This window comes from Haliea sp. E1-2-M8 (assembly GCF_030649675.1).
GTDB lineage: Bacteria > Pseudomonadota > Gammaproteobacteria > Pseudomonadales > Halieaceae > Haliea.
In genome coordinates, this window is sequence record NZ_JAUTDR010000030.1 from 1 (window position 1) to 24,919 (window position 24,919).

A 24,919-nucleotide genomic window follows, 5' to 3' on the forward strand; every position below is an offset into this window, starting at 1 on the left:
CTCTCGGCAAGATGCAGATCTCAAAATGTCTCGACATTATGTTTCGTAATTAATGGTTTATGATACTAGTGCCACTGACATCAATAGCAGTGCAACCTTCAGCCGCGTCGTCATGCGCTCCCCTCTTGCCTATTATTATTTGTGCTCAACTCTTCGGTGCAGGAAATGGCCCGAAAACTGCCCGGATCTGATCCAACATGCCGACACCGCGAATTCTGCCATCCTTGATCACGGTCGACAATGCTCTCGCCTGCAAGATGTCCTGCAAGGGATCCTCGTACACCCAGACAAGTTCAGCGACTGCAACGGTTGCTGCGGGCCGGGGATCATCGAGATGCTCGCACGTATCGACGCCATGGCCCGGGTTGCTGACCGAGTCGATCGGCAACCACCGCCAGCACATCCCGGTTCCAGTTCATGCCGAGATGGCTGCCGCTGACTTCGATATCATGCACGAGGCTGGACCGCTCAAGGTGGCAACAGGTCTCCCACGCAACCACACCATCCGAACGACTGTATATCGAGGTAGTACGAATCGGTGGCGGTGTGCGCAGCCGCAGACTCAGGGCCGGATCAATCGCCGTCGAACTTCCGCTCAGGTAACGGAAGAGCCAGCCCACGTTGGTGTGGTCGGCCTCTGCGTTGAAGGGTGTCCCCATGGTGATCACCTGCCGGATGCGCGGTGCCATCAGCTTACTCAGTTCCCGCGCGTAGAGCCCGCCCAGGCTCCAGCCAATAAGAGTGGCCGGCTGGGTATGACCAGACAGCAGATCGACGATCCGGGACTTCAGGGTGTGCAGCCAGGTGTCGAGATCGCCTTTTGGACCGTTATTGAACCCCTGACCCCAGTCGAACGCATCGTAACCCAGCGCCAGGCAGTAGGCGCGCAGGGTGGCGACAGATTCCCCGTCCGCGCCAAGTCCCGGGAAGATTACTACTGGGTGCCCGTCACCAGGCTCCGCGTCGTATACTTTCCCCAATCTGTGCCGGGCGAACTCTGTCGCGGCACGAAAGGGCTCGGACAGGAGCAGCGAGAGCGAGGGACGTTGAATCCCCAGTCCATTCGGATTGATCATGGTTTTTCCTGGGTATGGGCGTCGCCGTCGCTGGAGTGATTTGACGGCTTGCGCATTCAGCGAACGCTGATGCGGATGACTTGAATTGCCATATTAGAGCCGGAGCTCGACCGCGTCTGTTCGCTTGCCCACGTCTCCTGGCAGCCAGGCCGCCGCACCCATTAACCGCTGCCCTTCCCTGTTTAGCTCATGAGCCTGCATCTTTATGAAGACACCGCACTGCGGGGCCGGCTGGGCAAAAACGAGCGCGACATCGATTCTGCTTCAATGAAGCTCGACTGGGAGCGCGACTGGGCGACGTTAACCTCGATCACCGCCTGGACCGACCAGTGAGCGTTTTATGCCGCATCAGCCTATCCCTATAAAAGCCTCCCGGATTGCGTCTCGTCAATTGAGCACTCTCCCTTCAGTCAGGCATTTGCGATTAGGCCGCCGAAGCTGGCGGAGGCGAGGCCGTCCAGAACTGAACCCTCAGCAAACGACCAGATTCCGGCCGCCATCCTTGGCCCTGAAGAGCGCATCGTCGGCGCGCTTCAGCGTATCTTCTATACGCTCGCCGCTCCGATGAGCCGCGATACCCTGGGACACTGTCACCTGCGCTCCTGCGGGCAACTCCGGAAACTGCATGGCTGCAATGGTGTCACGTATGCGTGTTACCAGCGCGCGTGCGGCTTCCAGTGATGTCTCGGGCAGAATGATCACAAACTCTTCGCCACCGAACCGGCCCACAAAATCACCTTCGCGCATGATGTCCCGCATCGCGTCGCCAACCTGGCACAATATCCTGTCGCCCGCTTCGTGCCCCCAGGTATCATTGACCTGCTTGAAGTTGTCGACGTCCAGCATACTCACGCACAATGCGTCCTGCTCGGGAAAGCGCCGCTCGGAGCGCGCTGATTCCTTCACCAGTTGAGCCATCAAGGAGCGACGGTTGGGCAGGCGGGTCAGCGGATCCAGCGTGGCTAATTCGGCAAGCTCACGGTTCTGGATTTTCAGCTTGTGACGCATACTGGAAATGACACTGCCGAGGTAGGCATTTATCGCCAGTACGCAGGCATACGCAAACACGATAACAGCTTCTACGAGAAGGTTGATGCGCTCAGGCGCCCACAGGTACAGCGCCAGCAGCAATCCCAGATAGCCAGCCAGAATAACGCCGACCACCTGCAACATCCCGCGTCTACCCAGGCCAAACATGCCGAACAGCAGACTGCTGGTGCCCATCAGGAGAAGGGCCATACGGGCCTGCGGTTCCATGACAAAAAACATGATATAAATGACGGGGAACACGGACAGTGTGATCTGCAAGGCCGTCAAGCTGGGATCTTTGAAGCGGAGGTTGATGCCCGTTTTTATGGTTGTGATGAAGCCGACATCCAGGGCCACGATCATCCCCAGGTAAATCACCACCGGCAGGCCGGGTATCATGCCCATGCCGTACAATGCAACGACGATCAACATGGTGCAGGCTTGAACGCCAAAGCCCCAGGCCATGCGCTTCAGGCGCAGCGCCTGTGCCTGATCGATAGTGTATGTTGTATGGTCTGTAATCATCATTTTGATAATGGGCAGTAGAGGTACATTCTACAATACTGGACTTCTGATCGCTGCGCTATCGGCACAAGGAGAGGCTAAAATGTCTACCAAAGCAACACCCGGCGCCATTCCCGAACGGGAGCTGCGCCTAGCCCTGGTGTGCTATGGCGGCGTCTCCCTGGCAGTCTACATGCACGGCATTACCCGCGAGATCCTCAAGCTGGTGCGCGCCTCGCGCGCCTACCACGCGCTGGCCGAGGATGAGGCGGCCGGCGGGCGCTACGAGGACGAGACCAGACACCGCGGCGAGCTGGACACCGAAGCCGTGTACTTCAAACTGCTGCAGCAGATTGGCGGCACCGTGCGGCTGCGGGTGCTGGTGGATGTCATCGCCGGTGCTTCCGCAGGGGGCATCAACGGCATCATGCTGGCCCGGGCCCTGGCCTTCGACCTGTCCCTGGACGACCACCGCAAGCTGTGGCTGGAGCTGGCCGATGTCGATGAACTGCTGGACCCGGAGGCGCGTGCCAGCCGACTGTCGAAAGCTTATATGCGGCCGCTGTTCTGGCTCGCCGGCCTGCACCAGCGCCGGCGGCAACGCCGCCTCGGCACCTCCGGTGGAGACCCCGAGGTCCTGCACAACCTGTCGCTGTTCATGCGCTCGCGGTGGTTCGAACCACCCTTTTGCGGCCCGCGCATGAGCGCGATGATGCTCGATGCCCTGGAAGCCCTGGGCAAGGAAGCACCCGGCAGCCACGATTCCCTGCTGCCGCCGGGGCTGCCGCTGGAACTGTTTGTCACCACCACGGACTTCTGGGGCCAGCCGCAGACCATTCCGCTGCACGACCCACCGGAGATTCAGGAACGGGAACACCGGCATCTGTTCCAGTTCCATCACCATTTCACCCAGGACGGAAAAAGCGCCTCGACCCTGGGGCGGGATCAACTGCCGTCGCTGGCCTTCGCCGCCCGCGCCACCAGCAGCTTTCCCGGGGCCTTCCCGCCGGCGCGGTTACCGGAAATGGATGCCCTGGTGCAACAGCGCGGGCTGGACTGGGCGGGCCGGGACGCCTTCATCAGGGATCAGTTCAAGACCTCCCGCCGCGCCGGCGAGACCGCAGAGGACGCGGCATTCATCGATGGCAGCGTGTTGATGAACAAGCCGGTATCGGTGGCACTCGATGCGGTGCAGCGTCATCCCGCCCACCGCCAGACCGATCGCCGCCTGGTCTATCTGGAACCCAATCCCGAGGTTGAGCGGGAGGTTGACCACGAGATTCCCGGCTTTTTCAAGACCATCGCCGGCGCACTGTCGAATATCCCCCGGCATCAGCCCATTCGCGACGACCTGGAATGGATCGCCCACTTCAACGAGCAGGTGCACCTGCATCGCGAGGTGGCGGATGGGGTCCGCGCCCAGGTCCTCGCCAGCATGGGAGCAACCCTCGACGCCGAGCTCACCGCAGCGCCAGATGCGCGCACCATCGCCCGCTGGCGCAGCGACGCCAACTCCAACGCCGCGGTGGAAGCAGGCTACGCCTACGAGGGCTACACTCGGCTGAAGGTGCTGGGCCTGCTGGATGAGCTGGCGGTCCTGTTCCAGCACAGTACACGCGGCCTGACCCGGCCTGAAGCTGTGGCGCGTGTGCAAGCCTGGGCGCGGGAGAAACGAATCCGCCCCATGGGCGACACGGCGAGCAGCGCCGGTTACCGGGATGCTGCCCCCTGGGTGCGCTTCCTGCGCGCCTACGACATTCGCCATCGGCTGCGCCGGGTACTGCTGCTGATCCGACGCAGCAACGAGCTGTACACCGTCGAGAGTGTGGCCGGAGTAACCGGGCTGCAAGTCCAGCTGGACAGGCTCAAGCTGCGCCTGAACCGACGCACCGAGCAACTGCGCGAGCACCTGAACTGGCGCAGTCAGAAGCTGCAGCGTTCCGGCGCCACCCTCGAGGGAGACCATCTCAATGCCTTCCTGGTTCAGCTGCAGGAGAACCTGGATCTGGAAGAATTTGATACCGCGCTGGACGAGGAGTTGGCGGCCTGGTGCCGCGAAGTTGAAGACACGGTCCTGGTGCGGGAGATCCTGACCGCATATTTTGGCTTTGCCCAATACGATGTGCTGACCTTCCCCATGACCCAGAGCCACAACATGGATGCGCTCGAGGAAATCAAGGTTGATCGCATTGCCGTGGACGACGCCAATACCCTGCGCCAGGGCGGCGCGAGGGATGTGTTGAAGGGCGTACAGTTCGGTAATTTCGGCGCTTTCTTCTCCCGCCGTTCCCGCGAGAACGACTACCTCTGGGGCCGGCTCACCGCCGCCGAGCGACTGGTGGACATCGTCGGCAGCGCAGTGCCTGAGGCGGTCGCTGCGGGAGTGGACCTGGCGGCGATCAAGAAGGCGCTGTTCCTCGCCATCCTCGAGGCGGAGACACCCCATCTTGGCGAAGTCAGTGAGTTGATCGCCGCACTGGAAGCGGAAGCCAACGGTCTCTAGGGCTCAGGGCGAATACCACACCGGCGAGGTATAGGCCCGCTCCTGCAGGGTGTCGGGCTGGCCCGCAGCATCCTCCTGTGCCAGGGCAATCGCGTCCAGCAGTGAATGGCGCGGAGTCGGAATTTCCAGCACCCGCACGTAGTAGAACGCGGTCTGCGCCGGGTCGAAGTCCGGGTCCTGCCACAGCGCGGCCAGCCGGGCCTCGCCGATGCTGTTGTCCCAGTTGCCGCTGGCCACATCGACGGTGTTCCCCACCGCGGGCAGCTGGCCGCATTCGACACTGCGCCCGCCGGACCAGGCCACGTCGTAGATGCGCTCGTGGGTTGCCCCCGCAGCATCAATCCAGCCCTTGATTACCTGGATCCGGTCCAGGTTCGCGCCCCGCGGGTCGCGCGTGGCCTGCACCAGAATCTGCGGGGCGAGGCCCGGCTGCCCCGGTGCCTGCAGCACGCCACCCATCGGCACCCCGGCGGCCGCTGCGGCCCGCCAGTCGTCGGCGCCATCCACAGCTACCACTGGCAGGTTCCAGCCGGCGTAGAGCTGCACGCCAATGCGCGGGCCGGTAGTGGCATACACCTCCCGCCGTCGCAGCGCGGACAGAATATCCTCGCGAGTGTTGGATTCCGCCCACACCGCCGCCAGCCCGGACGCCGACATGGCCCAACCGGTCGGGCCCTCGCCTCCGTCCCAGCGGTTGTTCTTGTTTTCGGGAATGGAGTCGGTGGCGAGTTTGCCGTGGAAATTGCGTTCTTCCGCCGACGGTAGTGCGGTGTGAGAATCGGTGGAACCAATAAAGCCCAGGCGGAACGGATTGACCCCTGTCGCGGCTTCCAGGCCCAGGCCACGCAACAGCGCGGGGCGCAGATAGTCGCCCGGTTTGGGCAGGTACTCGCTGGTGCCCCGCTGGATGTAATAGGGGTAGGTCTCGAAATCGGCGAAGGGGTCGGCGGGAGACAGCGCCGGATGGGTCTCGGAATCGCCCTTGATCTGGGTGATCTCCGCCACCGGCTCCCAGTAGCTGCGTACCTCCGCCCATTCCGCGCCCACCGGCTCGCCGCGCAGGGTCTGGTCGTCGAACATGAAGCCCTTGGAGATATTGGAATTGTGCGGGATGGCGACAAAATCATCGCCGGTCGCGGTGGCCGTTTCTGACAGCCAGCGCCACAGATCTTCGGGATAGGGGCTGTCATCCAGTCCGTAAGGCTGGTACTGCTGTGCACTGCGGGCATCGCCGTCGGTCACCACCACCCGGTGCAGGTTGGCACCGCCGGGGATGGAACTCCACTCCCAGCCAATCATCGCGGTAAAGTTACCGGGATCGTTGTAGCGCTCAGCGGCGTCGGTAATCTGGCGCCAGGTGTCTGCCTCCACTGTGGGCAGGGGCGGAATCATACTGGAGCCCAGGGGCTCCGCGGCCGCCGCTCGCGGGTCCGCACCCGCCTCGGGTAGTACCGACACGAACAATTCGCTGCCGCGCCCTGCGTCCACCCGACGGCGCAGCAGCCAGCCGACAAAACCCGCTTTCAGCTTGTCCACCAGACCAGTCTCCACACCCTCCGCGCCTTTGAAATACAGGTGCCGGATGACGCCCAGGTATTCCGCGTGATCCGAGACCACGAGGAAATCCAGCGGCGTTTCTATCTGCACCCGGGCGCGGTGGTAGGGGTGGATGACCGGCAATCCCCGCGCATAGCGGTAGGCGGTATCGGGATCCGCGAGCAGGTTGTTGTTGGCGAAGGCATCAGAGGAAAACGTGGTGTGCAAATGCGTGTCGCCCCAGAGCAATTGCTTTTCCTCAGCGAATGCGGCGAGAGGCAGTAGCAACAACACAAACCAGAATTTCATTGAGTTCCCCAAATTTGTTATTCGATTGACGGGAGCCTACATATCCATCCCACTCAGTTTGCCCGACCCGGCGATAGATGCAAGACTCCGGCGACAACATAAGGACAAAGCCATGCCAGACCCTTCCACCCTGCGCGTCGCGGTTATCGGTGCCGGTCCAGCAGGCATCGCCAGCGGCCGTGAACTACTACGTCAGGGCTTTGACCGCATTACGATTTTTGACGCGCTCGACGCCCCCGGCGGCACCTGGCGCTTACACTCCTATCCCGGCCTGGCCTGCGATGTCTGGGCCCACTCCTACTCGTTCTCCTATGCCCCCAATCCGGACTGGAGCGCCAGCTTCGTCGACCAGCCCGAAATCCAGGCCTATCTGGCGCGTTGTGCGACAGAGTTCGGGCTGGATCCCTACCTGCGGTTGAACACCCGAATCACCAGCGCCAACTTCCAGTCAGATGGCTGCTGGCGCCTGGAAACCGCGAACGGCGAGACACTGGAGTACGACGTGGTGATCAACGCCATGGGCAACCAGCACACACCGCTGTTTCCCGAGGTGCCCGGCATGGACCTGTTCCAGGGCGACAGCTGGCACGCTACCCGCTGGAACCACGCGGTGGAACTGGCGGGCAAGCGTATCGCCATCGTTGGTTCGGCGGCGAGTGCGGTACAAATCGTGCCTGAAGTGGCCAGGCTGGCGGGGCAGCTGACCGTGTTGCAGCGCTCCGCCAACTGGATCATGCCCCGGGGCAAAAAGCCCTACCCGGCCTGGCAGCGGCGTCTTGCGCGGCGTGTTCCCGCCCTGATTACACTGCTGCGAACATGGCAAGGCGCGCTGATGGGCCAGGTCCAGTACGCGGTAACCCTGGGCCACAAGCGTATGGACCAGTTCGAGAACGTGGCGAAGAACTTCATTGCCCGCAGTATCAGCGACCCCGAGCTGCGCCGGAAGCTGACCCCCGACAGCCGCTACGGCTGCAAGCGGGGCCTGGTCTCCGACGACTTCTATCCGGCGCTGAACCGGGACAATGTGGAGCTGGTCGCCGCCGGCTTGCAGGCGGTCACCCCCACCGGGCTGGTTACCACAGACGGTCGCGAGATCGACGTCGACATTATCATTTACTGTACCGGCTACCGGATCCTGGATTTTGATCGGATTGCGGTTACCGGCAGTGAAGGCACCCGACTCGGCGATGTCATGGCCCACAACCCGCGGGCGCACAAGGGAATCTCGGTCCCGGGGTTCCCCAACTACTTCTTCGCCGTGGGACCCAACGGCCTGGTGCTGAACGTTTCCTACTTCAAAACCGCGGAAAAAAGCGTGGCCACGATCGTCAGGTTACTCAAAGATATGTGCGCTGCCGGCGCGGAGCACATGCAGCCGCGGGATGAGGCATTCGAGGTTTACAACGCCTGGATGGCACACCGGTTTGAGCGTTTTTCCTGGGGCGCCAGCGACTGCCACAGTTACTACCGCAATGCCGCCGGCCACGCGCCATTCCTGTTTCCGGGCAATTTCCGCGAGTACTGCAAACTACATGACGCCAGCGGGCTGCAGGAGTACAAGCTTGGCTGATTGGCAGGAAAGTAGGCGAAAGCGGGGACAGGTCTCGCAAAGACCTGTCCCCGTCCTACCGTCCTATCCCTGCAAGCGCACCGGCATCTGCTTGAAGCCGTGAATGCAGTTGGAGCGGATGTAAACCGGCTGCCCGGTGCGCTCAATGCCAGAGAAGGTGTCGAAGAACTCTTCGAAGAATATCCGCGCTTCCATCCGCGCCAGGTTGGCACCGAGACACAGGTGGATACCGTGGCCAAAAGCCAGGTGCGGGTTGGGAGCGCGGGTAATCTCGAAGCGCAGCGGGTCTGCAAAGACATCTTCGTCGAAGTTGCCTGAACTGTAGAGCATCACTACCCGCTCACCGGCACCGATTCGCTGCCCCCGGATTTCGGTGTCGCAGGTTGCCGTGCGGCGGAAGTAGTGTAGCGGGCAGGTCCAGCGCAACATCTCCTCCACCGCCAGGGGCAGCCCACTGCTGTCCGCGACCAGCGCCCGGTAGACGTCAGGCTGTTGCAGCAGCTGGTTCATGCCCGAGCTGATCAGGCCGCGAGTGGTTTCGTTGCCGGCCACTGCCAGTTGCACAAAAAGGGAGGCAAACTCCATTTCCGAGACCCGGTGACCGTCGATTTCCTGGTTGACCAGCAGGGACACCAGATCCTCGCCGTCACCATCGCGACGCTCGCTGGCGAGGCTGTAACCGTAGCTGCCCATCTCGATCGAGGCCTGGGTCACCGCTTCCGGGGTACCGCCGAGGTCCGGGTCGGTGCCGGAGGTCTGCAGGTCTGACCAGCGCCGGATCTGCGGCCACATCGATACCGGAATATCCAGCAACGAGCAGATAACCGCCGTCGGCAAATCGCCCGCCAGGTCGTCGACGAAGTTGATCTCCTCGCCCACCGGCACCCGGGCCATCGCCGCGCGGGCGATCTCCCGTACTTTCGGTTCCAATTCTGCCAGGCGCCTGGAGGTAAAGCGGGTGATCACCGCGCGGCGGATGGGACCGTGGTTGGGCGGGTCCATGCCCAGTAGCTGGTTCTGCGCCATTGCCAGAATATCCGGCGGCAGGTCATCTACCATGACAAAGCCCTGCTGGGCGGAGAAGGTCTTGAAATCCCGGGATACAGCGACAATGTCCGCGTGTCTGCTCAGGACCCAGTAGCCACCGCCATCGGGATGCTCATGCCAGTACACCGGTGCGTGCTCACGCAACCAGGCGAACTGCTCATGGGGAATACCACGGGTATAGCTGTCCGGGCTGTAGACATCGATCTCCATGCTCAACCCACCAGCACCTGCGGCCGCGGCAGGCCCTGCTGCTCACACATGGCCAGGTAGAACTGCAGGGTCAGGGCACCGTCAACCACGGAGGTGATGTTGCCCTGCGTATCGAGATTGATGTTGGAACCGGTCATGTGGAACCAGACCCGGGTGTTGTCCTCGATACATTGCAGCGTGTGCTCGGAGCCCGCGGGTTCGTACAGGAAGGAGCCGGCCCGGTTCACGTAGTCGTATTCCTTGTACTTCCAGGCACCGGAGGTGGTAAAGCCGTACACCGGCCCCGTGTGGCGGTGGGTTTCCACTTCATAGCCCGCCTGGAAAATGTTCTCGATGACCCAGATGCCCTCGTCGGGCTTCACCTGCAGCACCTTCAGCAGGCTGCCGTCGCCGATGTCCACGAAAGGCAGTTCCTCCTGCCCGATATGTATCGCCAATGCACTGTGCACGTTCACTTGCTCTCCTTGAGTCGACCTCAGGCCACGCCGTAACGGTCGAAGTTGCCAAAAAAACAGTACTCGAACAGGCCGTAACCCACTTCGCCGGAACTGAGTTCAAACCGGGCGGCGTTGTCCACCAGCCCGAACATGCGCTCCTTGTCCTGCTCCAGATCCAGGCTGAAGTGTTCCACCACTTCCTTGCCCTTGTACATGCCATGCTTCCAGTCCGGCTCGAGGCCGTAACCGGTGCCGACCATCACCCAGACATGGGTCAGGGGCGTCACCGCCACTTCCAGAGGGCCACCGGGTGCATCGGGGAAGCGTAGCACCGAGCGGTCAATAAAGGACTGGTAGGGTTTGGCCACCACCAGATGGTGATCGTGTTCCGGCCGCCCCAGCCATTCCGTCTCCCGGGACGGATCCTTCCACACCCGTACCGCGTCCTCCAGCACACGCTGGCCGTCGTTGTGCTCGTTGACGATATACAGAATGGAGAAATCGTCAAACTGCATCGGCGCATAGTTCCACATGCCCTCCATGATCGGGGTACCGGCATGAACCCCGGGCGGCTCGAACTCGCCCACGGGGCGGATGCCCCAGGAGCGGTCGCGGCTGCCCTTCCAGCGGTCCGGTGTCACCTCGAAGGTTTCCTCGCCGATGCGCAGACTGCCGCTCCAGCAGCCGGTCTGGGCGAAGCGCATGCTGTCGAACAGCACCCGGCCGTGCTTGCGGATATAATGCCGTGGCTCCTGGTAGGCAGGAATCGCGCCGTCCCAGGTAATGTCCATGGCCAGCGGCTGATCCGGGCGCTCTTCGACAATGAACCGCACCTTCTCCAGGCCCTTGATCACCTCGATACGGATGGGGCCGACAGACGTATCCATGCGGTCGTGGCCCAGCTCGCGGGAACCGCGCACCACGTGGTGTTTGTCGCCCCGGCGCACCACGACGAATGCGTCCTGCACGTCCAGGGTCGGGTACTGGCCCAGACCCATCACCATGAACAGATCGTCACTGGAGGCGTGCATATTGAAGTAGTAGCGGTCGTAGAAGTTGCGATCGGAGGTGCCGACAAAACGCATCAGGTCGGCGATCTGGTGTAGCGGGTAATCGTCCATTTGCGACAGCATGACGAGCTCCAGACTAATGACTGTTAGTCGAGGATACCGCACCTGACGCCAATGCGACACAATAGCTGACAAAAATGACGGTACGGACCGGTGCGGGGGCACCCCATGAGAGAAATCGAACTGATAGATGACGCCGGCACTCAGGCCTACGTGAAACTGTATGGCAGAGGCGCACAGTAATGTCCGCTGGATGGCCGCGCCGGCTGCCAACAGGCGCGCGGCCATGCGCTTGAGTAGCCTGGTCGGCACTGTAGTCCTCGGCTACATCGGGGTGACCCTGTTCTATGCTCTGCTGCAGCGTTCGTTCATTTATTACCCGCAGACACAGCGCATGGATAGCGCGTTGACCGATGTGGCCCGCCTCGGCGGCAGCGCCTGGCTGGACAAGGATGGCACCTGGTTGGGGTGGTACAAGAGTGAACCCGGCGCAACCCGGCGGGTGCTGGTCATGCACGGCAACGCTGGCCAGGCCTTGGACCGGCAGTATTGGATCAATCTGTTCTTCGGCCTGGACCAATCCGGCCCCTGGGAAGTTTACATTATGGAATACCCCGGCTACGGACCGCGGGCCGGACGCCCCACCGAACAGACCCTGCGCAACGCAGCCCTGCAGGCCATGGATCAGCTGCAGGCGCAGCGCGCCGGGGCGGTACTGCTGTTGGGAGAGTCGCTCGGCAGCGGCGTCGCCGCCCATGTGGTCGCAGCGCGGCCGGAAGCGGTCGCGGGTCTGATATTGGTAACACCGTTTTCGTCGCTGGGTGCGACAGCGCGCCATCACCTGCCTTTTTTGCCGGTATCGCTGCTGCTACGGGACCGATTCGACACCCTGGAACTGTTGACTGACTTCAAGGGCCCCATGGTCATGGTAACCGGTCGCGCGGACCGGACCGTGCCGGAACGCCTCGCCCTGCCGCTGAAGAGCGCACACCAGGGGCCCCTGCTGCACTGGAGCCAGCCGGGGGCGGAACACAACACGCTGGATCTCAACCCACGCTCCGCGGGCTGGCGGGAAATAGACGTATTCCTCGCCAGGTATCTGGAGCCAGGGCCTGCAGTGTAACAGTCGATCAATCGTTACAATGCAATCCTGCAGTCATGCCTATATCATTGGCCTTTCGCACCGACACGGGAAACCACATGCCGCTGCCCTTGCTCCTTCGACTGTTACCCGGGATCCTGCTCGCCACCAGTGTGCGGGCCGAGCCGCCCCTTGAGGAACTGCCGCTGTGGGAGCTGGGCTTCGGCGCCGGGGCCCTGCACACGCCGGACTACCCATCGTCCTCGGAGCGGCGCACCCGCGCCATCGCCCTGCCCTACGTGGTCTACCGCGGCGACGTTTTTCGTGTTGGTGACGGCCAGACGGCGCGGGCGGTAGCGGCGGAGAGCTCCCGCTTCGAACTGTCCATGTCCTTCGACGCCGCCTTTGACGCCCGCAGCGACCGCAACGAGCGCCGCGAGGGTATGCCGGACCTGGACTTTCTGTTCGAGCTGGGTCCGCAGCTGCGCCTGAAGCTCGGTCGCTACGAATTCACGGACAACGGCTATGGCGAGCTCGACCTGGCGCTGCAGGCCCGGGCTGCGTTTTCCACCGATTTCAAGGGCGTTGACCACCAGGGCTACGTCGCCGAACCTGTGCTGCGCTACCGCCACTGGGGCCTGCTCTGGCCGCAGCTGGAGACCAGCGTTTCCCTGCTCCCGATCTGGGCCGACCGCCAGCTGCATGACTTTTTCTATGGCGTGGCTCCCGAGTTCGTGACCGCCGAGCGGCCACAGTACAGAGCTGAAGAAGGATATTTCGGCACTCAGCTCAGCCTGTTCGCACGCTGGAATTTTACCGACCGCTTCCAGGTGTTCGGCGGCACCCAGATCATCAGCCACCAGGGGGCTGCCAACCGCGACAGCCCGCTGTTCGAGAGAGACTACACAGTGAACTTCGGTGGCGGCTTCATCTGGTCCGTATTCGACAGCAAGCGCACCGTGCTGCGTTCACGGGGCCATTAGGCGGGCAATGCCCAGTCTGTCGTCAGTTGCGAATCATCTTGCCAACGCAGCCTGGGCCCTGGCGCCGGGTTCCCGCAGCAGCCTGCGTGGGCGCGACGTTCGACTGGTCGCCCACCGCGGCGCCCACGGGCCCGGCGCCGCTACCGAGAACACCCTCGCCGCCTTCCAGCTCTGCGCGGATGCCGGCGCCTGGGCAGTGGAAACCGATATCCACCTGACCCGCGATGGCGAGCCGGTCATTCACCACGACCCCGGCTGTGGACGGCTGTTCAACCGTCCTGAGCTGATGATTGCCAGCACGGACTTCGCCACCCTGCGCGCCGCGATACCCGAGATCCTGCATTTGCAGGAAGTGGTCGAGCGCTTCGCCGGCAGCCTGCACCTGATGCTGGAAGTAAAGGAGTCCTGGCGCCAGCGCCCAGAATACCCGGCCCGCGTTGCTGCCGCACTCAAAGATCTTGAACCGGAGCGGGATTACCACCTGCTGTCGCTGGAACCCGACCACCTGGAAGGCTTCCGCAACATACCGAGATCGGCCTTCGTGGACGTCGCCTGGATGAATGCCGGCGCCATCATCCGCCAGAATCTGGCGCTGGGGCACGGCGGCGTCGCCGGCTCCTTCGCCCTGTTGGGTAGCCGCCGGCTGGCGCAGCTACGGGCGGCGGGCCGCAAGATCGGCACCGGCTTTGTGGAGAATGCCGGGGCTCTGCGGCGCGAAGTCCATCGTGGCGCCGACTGGATTTTTACCGACCGGATCATGGCAATGCAGGAACTGGTTAACCGCGACCGCTGAGGAGGCGCTGGCAACTATTGGCGGATGTTACTATGCGAGACTTGGATCGCAACATTGTCGACTCTCGCCCAACCAGCTGAGACATCCGCCATGGACAATTCCCTGACCGCGCTTGCGAGTATCATCCAGATCGCCGTTGCCCCGGTGTTCCTGCTGGCCGGTATTGCCGGCTTCCTCAACGTCATGTCCGGGCGCCTGGGGCGTATCGTTGATCGCGCCCGGGTTGTGGAGCGCAGGGTAACCACGCTGGCCGATACCGCAAAACTCGAGCTCGCCAGCCGCGAGCTGCGCACGCTCTGGCGTCGGGTGCGCATCATCAACTGGTCGATTGGCATGTGCACCGCCTCCGCGTTGATGGTCTGTGTTGTGGTCGTGGGGCTGTTCGTCGGCGATTTCTGGTCCATCCACATCGAAACCTTCGTGGTGGTAACGTTCGTACTGGCAATGTTGTTACTGATCGCGGCTCTGCTGCTGCTTATCAAGGAAGTGCAGCTCGCCACCCGAGTGCTGGTGGCGGGGCAGGAATACAGTGACTGAACTGGAGGCGTGCCTGCCGCCAGTTTGCCCGCACCCGGGCCCGGCAGGTGGCGCTTGCATCGACCACAGGGTTGGCAATTGAGCCGGCAGACAGGCACTATCGGGGACCCACTTTTGCGAGGACAAGAACATGAAGAAGCTGCTCTGGCACTTGACGATTGCTCTGGTCGTGCTGTCGGCACGACCCGCGCTCTCCGCTCTCTCCAACTCAGAAGAACGCATGGCGGACTTCATCGACCGGACCAACCCCGCGGCTCTGGAGTTGCTGATCGAAAGCGTCAACCTCAACAGCGGCACCATGAACCTGGCGGGGGTGCGCAAGGTAGGTGAGCTGTTCAGCGCCGAGTTTGCCGCGCTGGACTTCGACGTGGAGTGGGTGGACGGCGCCCCGTTTGAACGCGCCGGGCACCTGCTCGCCCGCTACCGTGGCAGCGACGCACAGGTCAAGGTCTTGCTGATCGGCCATCTCGATACTGTGTTCGAACCGGACAGCCCGTTCCAGACCTTTACCCGCGTGGATGGCGACAACGCCACCGGCCCCGGCATTGCCGATATGAAAGGCGGCAACGTGATCATGCTGCGCGCCCTGGCCGCCCTGCGCGACGCCGGCGCCCTGGAGCAGTTGGATGTGACCGTCGTGCTGACCGGGGACGAGGAACTGAGCGGCAGCCCGCTGGCGCTGTCCAAGCAGGCCCTGGTGGAGGCCGCCCGCTACGCTGACCTTGCCATCGGCTTTGAAAACGGCGACGGCGACTACCGCACTGCCAATGTCGCCCGGCGCGGCAGCTCGGGCTGGAGCCTGAGTGTCAGCGGCACCCCGGCCCACTCCTCCCAGGTTTTCCGCGAGGACATCGGCTCCGGCGCCATCTACGAGGCCGCCCGCATCCTCTACAGCTTCCACGAGGACGAGGCACTTCGCGGCGAGCAGTACCTGACCTTCAACCCCGGCCGCATTGCCGGTGGCACCACGTTGCGCAACAACGAAGCGGACAATACCACCAGCGCCTTCGGCAAGAGCAATGTGGTGGCCGAATCGGCCCGGGTTGAAGGGGACATCCGGGCACTGTCGGCAGAGCAGCTCGCCCGCGCCCAGGCGCGCATGGCAGAAATCGTGGCGGAGAATCTGCCCGGCACCAGCGCCAGCATCAGGTTCGACGAGGGCTATCCGCCCATGGCGCCGGCGCCGGGCAACCTGCGACTGCTGGAATTGTACTCACAGGTCAGCGAAGACCTGGGCTTCGGCGCAGTGACCGCGGTCAACCCGCTGCGGGCGGGCGCCGCCGACATCTCCTTTGCCGCGGACTACGTGGAGATGGCAATCGACGGCCTGGGCATGAGCGGCACCGAGGGGCACACCGTCCACGAAACCGGCTATCTGCCGGCGCTGCCGATGCAGGCCAAGCGAGCGGCTCTGCTGTTGCACCGCCTGGCCGGGGGCCAGCGGTAGGAGCCCGCTCTGCGGGCGTTTGTGGGAGCCCGCTCTGCGGGCGATCGCGCACAGAGTGCGCTCCCACACCCGTAGGAGCCCGCTCTGCGGGCGATCACCCAGCTAGAGGCACAAAAGCCCCGTAGATCGCCCGCAGCGCCTGGGGGTAGTCGCCCGGGGCCACGCCGACAATGATGTTGAGCTCCGACGCCCCCTGGTTGATCAGGCGCACATTGACACCCGCCGCCGCCAGCGCGGTAAAGACCTTGGCCGCGATCCCGGGGGTACGCGCCATCTCCTCGCCGACGATGGCGATCAGGGCGATGCTCGGCACATACTCGATCTCGTCCGGCTCCAGGGTACGGCGGATCTCATCCAGTACCTGCTCCACCCGGCCCTCCAGCCACTTCGACTCCAGCACCACACTGACGCTGTCGATGGCCGAGGGGCAGTGCTCAAAGGGAATATCGTTGTGCTCCAGCACCCCCAGCAGGCGGTAGACAAAGCCCACCTCGCGATTCATCAGGTGCTTGCCAATGGTAATCATGGAGAAACTGGTTTTGCCGGCGACACCGGCGATCTGGGTGCTCTGGATAATCTCTGGCGACAGCTCGGCGACGATGCGGGTGCCCGGATGGTCGGGCTCGTTGGTATTGCGGATGTTGACCGGAATGCCCACCTCCCGCACCGGCGCCATGGCCTCGTCATGCAGCACGCTGGCCCCCATATAGGCCAATTCGCGGATCTCGGCGTAGGTGACTTCTGCCATCGGCCGCGGCTGGCTGACGATGCGGGGGTCCGCCATCAATAGCCCGGAGACATCGGTCCAGTTCTCGTACAGGGCGGCGTGGGCGGCGCGGGCGGCAACCGCGCCGCTGACATCGGAGCCGCCGCGGGAGAAGGTACGCACCTGCCCATCCGGGTCGCGGCCGTAGAAACCGGGGAGCACATAGCGCTTGCCCGGGTCCGCCAGCCGCGCCCCCAGCAGGCCCCAGGTCTGCGGATCCACCAGACCGTTGGTGCCGATGACGATGCATTCTGCCGGCTCGACAAAGTCTGCCCCCAGCCAGGCGGCCAGCAGCAGGCCACAGAAGTGCTCGCCACGAGATGCCGCAAAGTCGGCAGTCACGCCGGCGCCGAGTTGCGCCCGGAACTGCTGCAGATGCTGCGCGATCATCGGCGCAATGCCGAGTTCCTGTTCGATACCCGTGAAACGCTCGACGATCTGGCCGAAGGGACCGCTGAAATCCGCGTTCATGCTGGCGGCGTGGTGGCACAGGTAGAGCAGATCGGTGATCTTGGTGTCGTTGCTGTCGCGCTTGCCCGGCGCCGAAGGTACGATAACGCTGCGGCGCGGGTCCGCGTCAATAATCGCCCGCACCTTGCGCATCTGTACCGTGCTGGCGAGGCTGGAGCCGCCGAATTTGCACACAATGCGCTCCGCCACCGCACCGTCCGCTGCTTCCACCTGTCCCGATTCCTTCACCGCTGCGCTGCCCCCTTTCGGCCCCGCCGGCATGGCGGGTCCTGCAGGGGACCAGTTTACTGTAGCGCGGGCGTGGGGTCAGCTGTATCTGGAGCTACCGGCGCGGCGCCTGTTGCCGGCGTTACTGGGTAATATCACCGTGCCTCATGTCGACAAGGTGATGCGATAGGCCGGATAGGGCGGGGGCAGGTCTCGCATTGTAGCATTCTGCGGGATGCTGCAATGCGAGACCTGAGCCCCAATGTCCCGACCCCCAATTTCTTCTGAGGACAAGCTCGCGGGAAGTACTGCAGCCGTCATTGATACCGGCGCCTTGTCCTGCAGATCCGCAACTGACAAGCAGTGCTCGATGTTGGCGAAAGGCCCGCGCGCACAGTTCGTGAGCTGGCGGTGAATCCTGAAGTCTACCCCCATTGCAGAATGGCACTGGCGGTAAAAACGTGCATTGCGCAGCGAACTCAACACCAGCGCATGCTGGTAGCCGCACCGGCGTGAGGCGCCGATCAGGCGATGGCAAAAATCACGCCGTAACTGCAGGGTCCGGTCCCTTACACTCGGATCGATAACCAGCCGCTCCCACATGCAACAGCCATCGGGGGGCAGGTCGAGCTCTCCGATATCCCCGTCCATATCCAGGCTCGTGGCGATCCGGACCCCGCCCAGGCAGCGATCGCCCTGAAGGGCGAGGAGAATAAAGCCCTGCCGGTCCCGATCGTCCTCGGAACCGTCAAAGTGTGGTATGCCCAGTTCCTTTCTGAAGCACCGTTCGCGCATCTCATAGTATTGCGCTAAAAAATGGGGATCACGAGACAATTCGAACGCAACTGACAAGGTAGCTCCTCCTGGTATGTGATGATTGATGCCCACCAGTGGACAGTCGCTTTATTCATTCAAGAAACGTGCCACATCACCTGATCTGTTCGGAAACAAACACTTGGCCAGGATATATGGAAATTTTCCGGTAATTTATCACAACTTTTGTGTGCGATTACCGACAGCAAACACACAAATGATGGTTAAGGTGTTTAGAATCAATAACATAAGTTGTCGCAAATTTGCGACAACCGGAGACGGCTTACACTACGCCTTGAACCGGTCCGGATTGATCTTGTGGCGCTTGAGGAGCTTGTAAAAATCAGTGCGATTGCGTTGGGCCAACACGGCCGCATCCGCCACCGAACCGCTGGTCAGGCGCAACACCTTGACCAGATAATCGTGCTCGAATTGCTGCCTGGCCTGGCTCAGGGACGGCAAATAATGGTCTGCCACCGTCAGTGCCTCACGCACCAGCGCCTCGGTAATGACCGGGGAGGTGGACAGCGCGGCGGTTCGCTGTACCACGTTCTGCAATTGCCGCACATTGCCCGGCCAGGGTGCGTGAATCATCACCTCCATCGCCGAGGGCGCAAAACTGGTGACATTGCCCATCTGGTAGGCACCGGTATCGCGCAGAAACCGGTGCGCCAACAACGGGATATCCTCGGCCCGCTCGGCCAGTGAGGGCAGGTGGAAATTAACCACATTGAGACGATAGAACAGATCCTCCCGGAACAGGCCCTCGCGCATGTCCTTTTCGAGGTCCCGATTGGTGGCGGCGATGATCCGCACGTCGACCGGCTCACTGACGGTACTGCCCACCGGGCGGATGCGGCGCTCCTGCAGCGCCCGCAGCAATTTGACCTGCAGCGCCAGCGGGATATCGCCAATTTCGTCGAGCAGCAGCGTCCCGCCGTTAGCCGCGCGAAACAGGCCGGGGTGTTCACTGACCGCGCCGGTGAAAGCACCTTTAACATGTCCAAATAGTTCGGATTCCAGCAATTGTTCCGGCAGGGCACCGCAGTTCACCGCCACCATCGGACCCTGGCGCTGCTCATCGGCTTCGTGGATCGCCCTCGCCAGCAGCTCCTTGCCACTGCCGCTGGCGCCGGTCACCAGAATATTGACATCGGATCCCGCGACCTGCTTGACCTGATTGAGTATGCGCTCCATCACCGGACTGCGGGTGACTATGTGCTCCCGCCAACCATCAACGACCTCCGCCTTGGCACCGCCGGATTGGTGCAGGGCCGCACGGATACTCACCAACAACTGACCTTTGTCCACCGGCTTGGTAAGGAACTCGAATACGCCCCGTTGGGTAGCCGTCACCGCTTCGGGAATGGTGCCCTGGGCGGACATGATGATCACCGGCAACCCAGGGTAGTAGTGACGGGTCTGTTCGAACAGATCCAGGCCGCTGGCACCCTCCATCCGCAGATCGGTGACCACTACCCCAATCGGGCTGTTGCGCAGCTCCTGCATCGCCCGATCCGCAGACTCCGCTGTGAACACTTCGTAACCCTCGGCCTCCAGCCGGATACTCAGCAATTTCAAAAAGCTGGCGTCGTCGTCCACGAGTAACACCCGATCGCGCATCGAGTTATTGCTCCTTGCGGGTACTTATAGCCGCCTCCAGGTCGGTAATAGCCTGGATCTTCTCATCCAGCAATTGTTTTTGCTGTTCGAGCTCATCAATCTGCTGTTGCAGCTGGGCGTAGCGCTGGTGCGCATTGATTCTGCTCTGATTGAAGGCCTCCAGAATACCCGCTACCTGCCTCAACTCGTCCGGCAGCGCTTCGTCCTGGCTCAACAGTCTGAACACGTCCCGCGCCTGCATCCAGCCATTATAGGTCTGGGATTGATGGTGCAGCAGGCCGAAACAGAACAACTGGTCCGCGCCCTCAGGCCGCGGCATGGACTCCAGCACGGCTTCGACCTGCCCGACAGACATCGTCACCACAGCGGCTTGCAGGCCGAGCCAGTGCGCCAGCGGGGAGTCAGATGCTTCCGGCACTTCGGCCGGTGCCGGCGGGGGCGGGGGGGGCGGCTCTATCGGAGCGGGTGTCGGACTGGCACAGGCCGTAACCATAAGGGAAAGCACCAGCGAACTGATCAGTGCGCGGGACATAGCAACCGGAAACAGACGGGGAAACGCAAGTGAGAAACCAGAGTCAGGCTGCCACCCTGCGCCTCGATAGACTCCCGGGCGACACTGAGACCAATCCCAGAACCCTTGATCGGACCACTGCGTGTGGCAATACTTTGAAAAAATGGTTCAAACACGCGCTCGCTGTCCCCCGCGGGAATAGGGCTGCCGGAATTGGACACCTCGATCACGAGACTGTCACCGTCCCCATGCCAGGCAATATCAATGCTGCCACCCTCCGGAGTATAATTGACGGCGTTGGACAGTAGATTGTCCAGCGCGGTTTTCAGCTTGCCCCGATCAGCCACCCAGCTGTCCACTGTGACGTGGGACTCAAGCCGCAGAGATTTTTGCTCAATGCTGATCCTGTAGTTATCCAGCAATTCCCACCAGAGCTCGGACAAGTCGAATTCCTCGATGTTCAATTGCTGACCCGGCAACTGATTGTAGTCCAACAGGCTTTCGATCAGGCACTGCAGCTCAATCGCATTTCGGCGAACGATATCGACCACCGACTGCTGTTGCTGAGACAGCCTGCCGGTCACCTGTTCCGCCAGCAGGTCCGTTCCCTCGCGCAGGCTGGACAACGGCGTTTTCAGTTCGTGGGAGATATGACGCAAAAACTGTGCCTTCTGCTGATCGGCGTCGTGTAGTCGCTGCCGCAGCCACTCCAGCTTTTCGCCCAGGGCCGCCATTTCCTTCGGGCCGGCAATTTCGATGGTGTGAGTCAAACCGGCCGTGCCCAGGCGGTGGATTTCCTCGGTCAGATCCCGTACCGGCCTGTTGATCCAGTAGCTGAAGGAGATCAGCAGCGCGAGGGTCGTGACGACCAGGAACGACAGCTGAAGCATCAGCCGATCGACGATTGAACCCGCCTCGGCGGCATTTTCCGCCAGCAGCTGGTCCACCGAGGAGGTCAGCCACTGCTGCACCCCACGCCGGTGTTCAGTGACGGCGGCGAAGGACTGATCCAACTGTGCCACCGCGCGGCCCAGGTCACCATCCTCCGTGGCTAGCGCACGAGCACCCGCCAGATCCACCATTCTCAATGCCTGCAGCAGCGCGACAAGATCCTTGCTGGGCTGGGCCACCCGCGCCTGCAACCCGAACAGTTTTTCGCCCAGCGCCTCCCGTTCACGCTCGAATAGTGTGGCCAGCTCAGGATCGGACAAGGCGAGATACTGACGGGCATGGCGCTCCATCTCCAGCGCTTCGCCCTGGATCTCCTGGCCCATCCGGGTGGCCTCCATCACTCGCCGGGTTACCTCGCGGTCACTTGCCGCCAGTTCTTCCAACGCCTGCACCGAGAACACTATCGCCACACACAGCGGCGCCAGCGCGGCGAAGAAGCCGACCAGGACGAGCTGTAACACGGATCTGGGTTGCCAGAACACCATTGATCACGGACTGCGGGATATCGAAAAGAGGCGAGATTATATCCCGGTAGCTGGATGCCGACCAGCAGGCCAACATGGGGGGCTCCACAGTGGCAACAGGTCTCTCGCCAGCGGAATCACCGCCGCTGTCGCAGGGCGGGCTTGTCCACCTTGCCCGCCGCATTCAGCGGTAACGCCGCCACCCGGCGCCAGGTTTTCGGGGTTTTATACCCCGCCAGCAGGCTTCTGCAGTGGGCCGCCAGGTCAGCGTCACTAACCTCCGCTGCCAGCACCAGCATGGCACAAATCTGCTCCCCCCAGCGCGGGTCCGGCAGGCCAACAACGGCGCAATCCCTGACCGCCGGGTGGCGGCGAAGAGCCTCCTCCACTTCCCGCGAGGCCACGTTTTCGCCGCCACTGATGATCATGTCCTTCTTGCGATCAACGATATAAAGGTAGCCCTCCGCGTCGAAACAGCCGATATCCCCGGTGTGCAGCCAGCCATCGACCAGCGCCGCCGCGGTTGCTTCCGGCTGCCGCCAGTAGCCCAGCATACATTGCGGCGCCCGCACCAGGATCTCCCCGGCCTCACCGGTCCCGCACACCCGGCCGCTCTCGTGGGCGACCTTCAGCTCCACCGTCGCCAGTGGCTTGCCCACCGAATGCAGCAACTCGGGCCGCCCCGCCGCTGCCAACCGGTGATCCTCCACGGTGAGGAACGCCGCGCTGCCAGACAACTCGGTCATACCATAGCTCTGGCAGAGCCCGACGCCAGTCTCGTCCAGCAGGCGCCGCAGCAGGGTCTCGGGCATGGCGGAAGCGCCGTAGCCAATGGTGCGCACACTCGCCAGGTCCGCGGGACTGAAGGACGGGTGCTCCAGCAGCGTGGCAATCATGGTCGGCGCCAGGGACATGCCGGTCACCCGCAGTTCGCGGCAGGCGCGCAGGGTCTCCTCGGCGGCAAATGAGCGCAGCAATACCACCGCGGCCCCATGCTGGTGCTGCAGCAGCACGTTGTGGGCCGCAACATGGAACAAGGGGAAGGGATACAGGTACCTGTCGTCCGCCGCTACCGGCCGCGCCAGGGCGGCGGATTCCAGGCCGGCGAGGAAGGAGCGGTGGCTGAGCACCGCGCCCTTGGGCCGGCCGGTGGAGCCGGAAGTAAAGAGAATCCAGGCCGGGTCTTCCGTGCGCAATGTCGGCAGGGGCGCCATCGGGCCAGCTTGCAGCCAGTTGTCATAGTCTGCCTGCAGGTCGATGACCGTCAGCTTGGGCGGAGACTCTGGATGCGCGCGCAGGGCCCGCAGCAATTCCCCGTCCGCGAAGAGCGGGTCCACGCCCGCCGCCTTTAGCTGGTACAGCCACTCAGCCGGCGCCAGCCGCGCATTGAGTGGCACCAGGATTCGGCCGCTGGCGGCGCAGGCGTAAATCAGCTCGACGAACTGCGGGCCATTCCAGGCCAGGACGCCAACGCGGTCACCCACCCCGCCCAGCGCGGCAAGGCGCGCCGCCAGTCGCTCGACCCGCTGATTGAGCTGGCTGTAGGTAGTCGGCTCACCCCGCCACCAAATAGCTACCGCATCCGGCTGCCGCAGTGCCTGAAAGGCGGGCAAGTCGTGCAGGAACTGCGCACGCATCACAGGGTCACTGCAATCGCACCGACCACCCGCAGCGCCTTCTGCACCGCTTGTTCGACAGTGGCGGCCCGGGCCAGGCCGACGCCGAGGCGACGCTCGCCGCGGACCTCCGGCTTGCCGAACAGGCGCAGGTCGGTATCCGGCTCCGCCAGTGCCGCCGCAAGGTTGCCGTAGCGCATGTCCGCGGAATCCCCCGCCACCAGCAGCACCGCCGAGGCCGAGGGGCCGAGCTGGCGGATGACCGGCACTGGCAGGCCGAGGATTGCCCTCACGTGCAGGGCGAACTCCGACAAATTCTGGGAAATCAGGGTAACCAGGCCGGTATCATGGGGCCGCGGGGACACTTCGCTGAAATACACCGCGTCCCCCTTGATGAACAGCTCCACCCCAAAAATGCCGTATCCACCCAGCGCTTCGGTGACCTTTGCTGCGATGCGCCGGGACTCCTCCAGGGCGACCGGGCTCATGGCCTGGGGCTGCCAGGACTCACGGTAATCACCCTTTTCCTGCCGGTGCCCAATGGGCTCGCAAAAGCTGGTGCCGTCACGGTGGCGGATGGTCAGCAGAGTGATCTCGTAGTCGAAGTCGACAAAGCCCTCCACGATCAGCTTCCCGGCACCGCTGCGGCCACCGGCCTGGCCGTAGTCCCAGGCGCGGTCGATATCGTCGCTGCTGCGCACGGTACTCTGGCCCTTGCCGGAAGAGGACATGATCGGCTTGACCACGCAGGGCAAGCCCACCGCCGCCACCGCCGCGAGGTATTCCTCGCGGGTCTCCGCGAACCGGTAGGGTGAGGTGGCGAGCCCCAGTTCCTCTGCCACCAGCCGCCGGATCCCCTCGCGATTCATGGTGAGCTGGGCGGCGCGGGCGGAAGGCACCACCTGCCAGCCCTCGGTTTCCAGCTGGACCAATTCATCGGTGGCGATGGCCTCGATTTCCGGGACGATGATCTGTGGCCGCTCCCGCTCCACCAGTGCCCGCAGCGCGGCGCCATCAAGCATGTTGAGCACGTGGCTGCGGTGGGCCACCTGCATCGCCGGGGCATTGGCGTAGCGATCCACCGCAATTACTTCGCAGCCCAGACGCACCAATTCGATGGTGACTTCCCTGCCCAGTTCGCCGCTGCCCAGCAGCATGACGCGGGTGGCGTGGGGGGTCAGTGGCGTGCCGATAGTGGTCATGGGGGTCCTTGAGGGCTTGGGATCAGGTCTCGCATTGTAGCAAAGCATGTTTGCTACAATGCGAGACCTGATCCCAACCAATTAGGTAGAATAGGGCATGAAAATCTTGCCTCTGTACCGTTCCCGCGCTGTTACCGCCCGCGCCCTGCTATCGCTCTTGCTG

21 protein-coding genes are annotated in these 24,919 nt (G+C 63.0%); 8 read left to right on the top strand and 13 right to left on the bottom strand.

All coding sequences use genetic code 11. The features are described 5' to 3' along the window. Positions 1-326 precede the first annotated feature (326 nt). A complete protein-coding gene (locus Q6D67_RS18705) occupies positions 327-1,076 on the bottom strand; it encodes a triacylglycerol lipase (protein ID WP_304707192.1) in 750 nt (249 codons plus the stop codon). Between the two features lie 189 nt (positions 1,077-1,265). On the opposite strand from Q6D67_RS18705, the gene Q6D67_RS18710 reads away from it, so the two are divergent. Next, positions 1,266-1,409 (top strand): hypothetical protein, encoded by a 144-nt coding sequence (locus Q6D67_RS18710; protein ID WP_304707193.1) that lies wholly within the window; start codon positions 1,266-1,268, stop codon positions 1,407-1,409. A gap of 138 nt (positions 1,410-1,547) precedes the next feature. Here Q6D67_RS18710 and Q6D67_RS18715 read toward each other — a convergent pair whose 3' ends face one another. Beyond that, complete coding sequence (locus tag Q6D67_RS18715; RefSeq protein ID WP_304707194.1) at positions 1,548-2,633, bottom strand: diguanylate cyclase; 1,086 nt, start codon at positions 2,631-2,633, stop codon at positions 1,548-1,550. Positions 2,634-2,712: 79 nt separating this feature from the next. Here Q6D67_RS18715 and Q6D67_RS18720 point away from each other — a divergent pair, with 79 nt between their 5' ends. Then, positions 2,713-5,112, top strand: a complete 2,400-nt coding sequence (locus Q6D67_RS18720; RefSeq protein ID WP_304707195.1) for a patatin-like protein — start codon at positions 2,713-2,715, stop codon at positions 5,110-5,112. Positions 5,113-5,115: 3 nt separating this feature from the next. Here the strand turns inward: Q6D67_RS18720 and Q6D67_RS18725 are convergent, their stop codons facing one another. After that, positions 5,116-6,957 carry a DUF3604 domain-containing protein gene (locus Q6D67_RS18725; protein ID WP_304707196.1) on the bottom strand — a complete coding sequence of 614 codons (1,842 nt, stop codon included), beginning with the start codon at positions 6,955-6,957 and terminating at the stop codon, positions 5,116-5,118. Positions 6,958-7,069: 112 nt separating this feature from the next. Here Q6D67_RS18725 and Q6D67_RS18730 point away from each other — a divergent pair, with 112 nt between their 5' ends. Continuing rightward, positions 7,070-8,527: an NAD(P)/FAD-dependent oxidoreductase gene (locus Q6D67_RS18730; RefSeq protein ID WP_304707197.1), complete on the top strand. Its 1,458-nt coding sequence runs from the start codon at positions 7,070-7,072 to the stop codon at positions 8,525-8,527. 63 nt (positions 8,528-8,590) lie between these two features. Here the strand turns inward: Q6D67_RS18730 and Q6D67_RS18735 are convergent, their stop codons facing one another. Genes Q6D67_RS18735 through Q6D67_RS18745 form a run of 3 tightly spaced genes read right to left on the bottom strand, consistent with a single transcriptional unit; the run spans position 8,591 to position 11,354 of the window. Continuing rightward, positions 8,591-9,784 carry a cytochrome P450 gene (locus Q6D67_RS18735; protein WP_304707235.1) on the bottom strand — a complete coding sequence of 398 codons (1,194 nt, stop codon included), beginning with the start codon at positions 9,782-9,784 and terminating at the stop codon, positions 8,591-8,593. A 2-nt stretch (positions 9,785-9,786) separates the two neighbouring features. Beyond that, a complete protein-coding gene (locus Q6D67_RS18740) occupies positions 9,787-10,239 on the bottom strand; it encodes a 2,4'-dihydroxyacetophenone dioxygenase family protein (RefSeq protein WP_304707198.1) in 453 nt (150 codons plus the stop codon). 20 nt (positions 10,240-10,259) lie between these two features. Beyond that, positions 10,260-11,354, bottom strand: coding sequence for a hypothetical protein (locus tag Q6D67_RS18745; protein ID WP_304707199.1), 1,095 nt, complete (start codon positions 11,352-11,354; stop codon positions 10,260-10,262). A 223-nt stretch (positions 11,355-11,577) separates the two neighbouring features. Between Q6D67_RS18745 and Q6D67_RS18750 the strand changes: the two genes are divergently transcribed. The 5 genes from Q6D67_RS18750 (at position 11,578) to Q6D67_RS18770 (ending at position 16,132) form a co-directional block, all read left to right on the top strand. After that, positions 11,578-12,414: an alpha/beta hydrolase gene (locus tag Q6D67_RS18750; protein ID WP_304707200.1), complete on the top strand. Its 837-nt coding sequence runs from the start codon at positions 11,578-11,580 to the stop codon at positions 12,412-12,414. A 77-nt stretch (positions 12,415-12,491) separates the two neighbouring features. Beyond that, positions 12,492-13,355: a MipA/OmpV family protein gene (locus Q6D67_RS18755; protein WP_304707201.1), complete on the top strand. Its 864-nt coding sequence runs from the start codon at positions 12,492-12,494 to the stop codon at positions 13,353-13,355. A 7-nt stretch (positions 13,356-13,362) separates the two neighbouring features. Further along, positions 13,363-14,148, top strand: a complete 786-nt coding sequence (locus Q6D67_RS18760; RefSeq protein WP_304707202.1) for a glycerophosphodiester phosphodiesterase — start codon at positions 13,363-13,365, stop codon at positions 14,146-14,148. A 90-nt stretch (positions 14,149-14,238) separates the two neighbouring features. Then, complete coding sequence (locus tag Q6D67_RS18765; RefSeq protein ID WP_304707203.1) at positions 14,239-14,685, top strand: DUF2721 domain-containing protein; 447 nt, start codon at positions 14,239-14,241, stop codon at positions 14,683-14,685. A 130-nt stretch (positions 14,686-14,815) separates the two neighbouring features. Then, positions 14,816-16,132, top strand: coding sequence for a M20/M25/M40 family metallo-hydrolase (locus Q6D67_RS18770; RefSeq protein ID WP_304707204.1), 1,317 nt, complete (start codon positions 14,816-14,818; stop codon positions 16,130-16,132). A gap of 94 nt (positions 16,133-16,226) precedes the next feature. Here Q6D67_RS18770 and Q6D67_RS18775 read toward each other — a convergent pair whose 3' ends face one another. From Q6D67_RS18775 to purT, 7 genes are all read right to left on the bottom strand, one after another. Then, positions 16,227-17,630, bottom strand: a complete 1,404-nt coding sequence (locus tag Q6D67_RS18775) for an aspartate kinase (RefSeq protein WP_304707205.1) — start codon at positions 17,628-17,630, stop codon at positions 16,227-16,229. Positions 17,631-17,741: 111 nt separating this feature from the next. Further along, a complete protein-coding gene (locus Q6D67_RS18780) occupies positions 17,742-18,428 on the bottom strand; it encodes a hypothetical protein (protein WP_304707206.1) in 687 nt (228 codons plus the stop codon). 249 nt (positions 18,429-18,677) lie between these two features. Further along, complete coding sequence (locus Q6D67_RS18785; protein WP_304707207.1) at positions 18,678-20,012, bottom strand: sigma 54-interacting transcriptional regulator; 1,335 nt, start codon at positions 20,010-20,012, stop codon at positions 18,678-18,680. Positions 20,013-20,016: 4 nt separating this feature from the next. Beyond that, positions 20,017-20,430 carry a hypothetical protein gene (locus Q6D67_RS18790; RefSeq protein WP_304707208.1) on the bottom strand — a complete coding sequence of 138 codons (414 nt, stop codon included), beginning with the start codon at positions 20,428-20,430 and terminating at the stop codon, positions 20,017-20,019. Positions 20,431-20,528: 98 nt separating this feature from the next. Next, on the bottom strand, positions 20,529-21,935 hold the full coding sequence (locus tag Q6D67_RS18795) for a sensor histidine kinase (RefSeq protein ID WP_304707209.1): 1,407 nt from the start codon (positions 21,933-21,935) through the stop codon (positions 20,529-20,531). Between the two features lie 140 nt (positions 21,936-22,075). Beyond that, positions 22,076-23,575 (bottom strand): class I adenylate-forming enzyme family protein, encoded by a 1,500-nt coding sequence (locus Q6D67_RS18800; protein ID WP_304707210.1) that lies wholly within the window; start codon positions 23,573-23,575, stop codon positions 22,076-22,078. Continuing rightward, positions 23,575-24,756: a formate-dependent phosphoribosylglycinamide formyltransferase gene (gene purT, locus Q6D67_RS18805; RefSeq protein WP_304707211.1), complete on the bottom strand. Its 1,182-nt coding sequence runs from the start codon at positions 24,754-24,756 to the stop codon at positions 23,575-23,577. Before purT ends, Q6D67_RS18800 begins: the two co-directional genes overlap by 1 nt. Between the last annotated feature and the right edge of the window lie 163 nt (positions 24,757-24,919).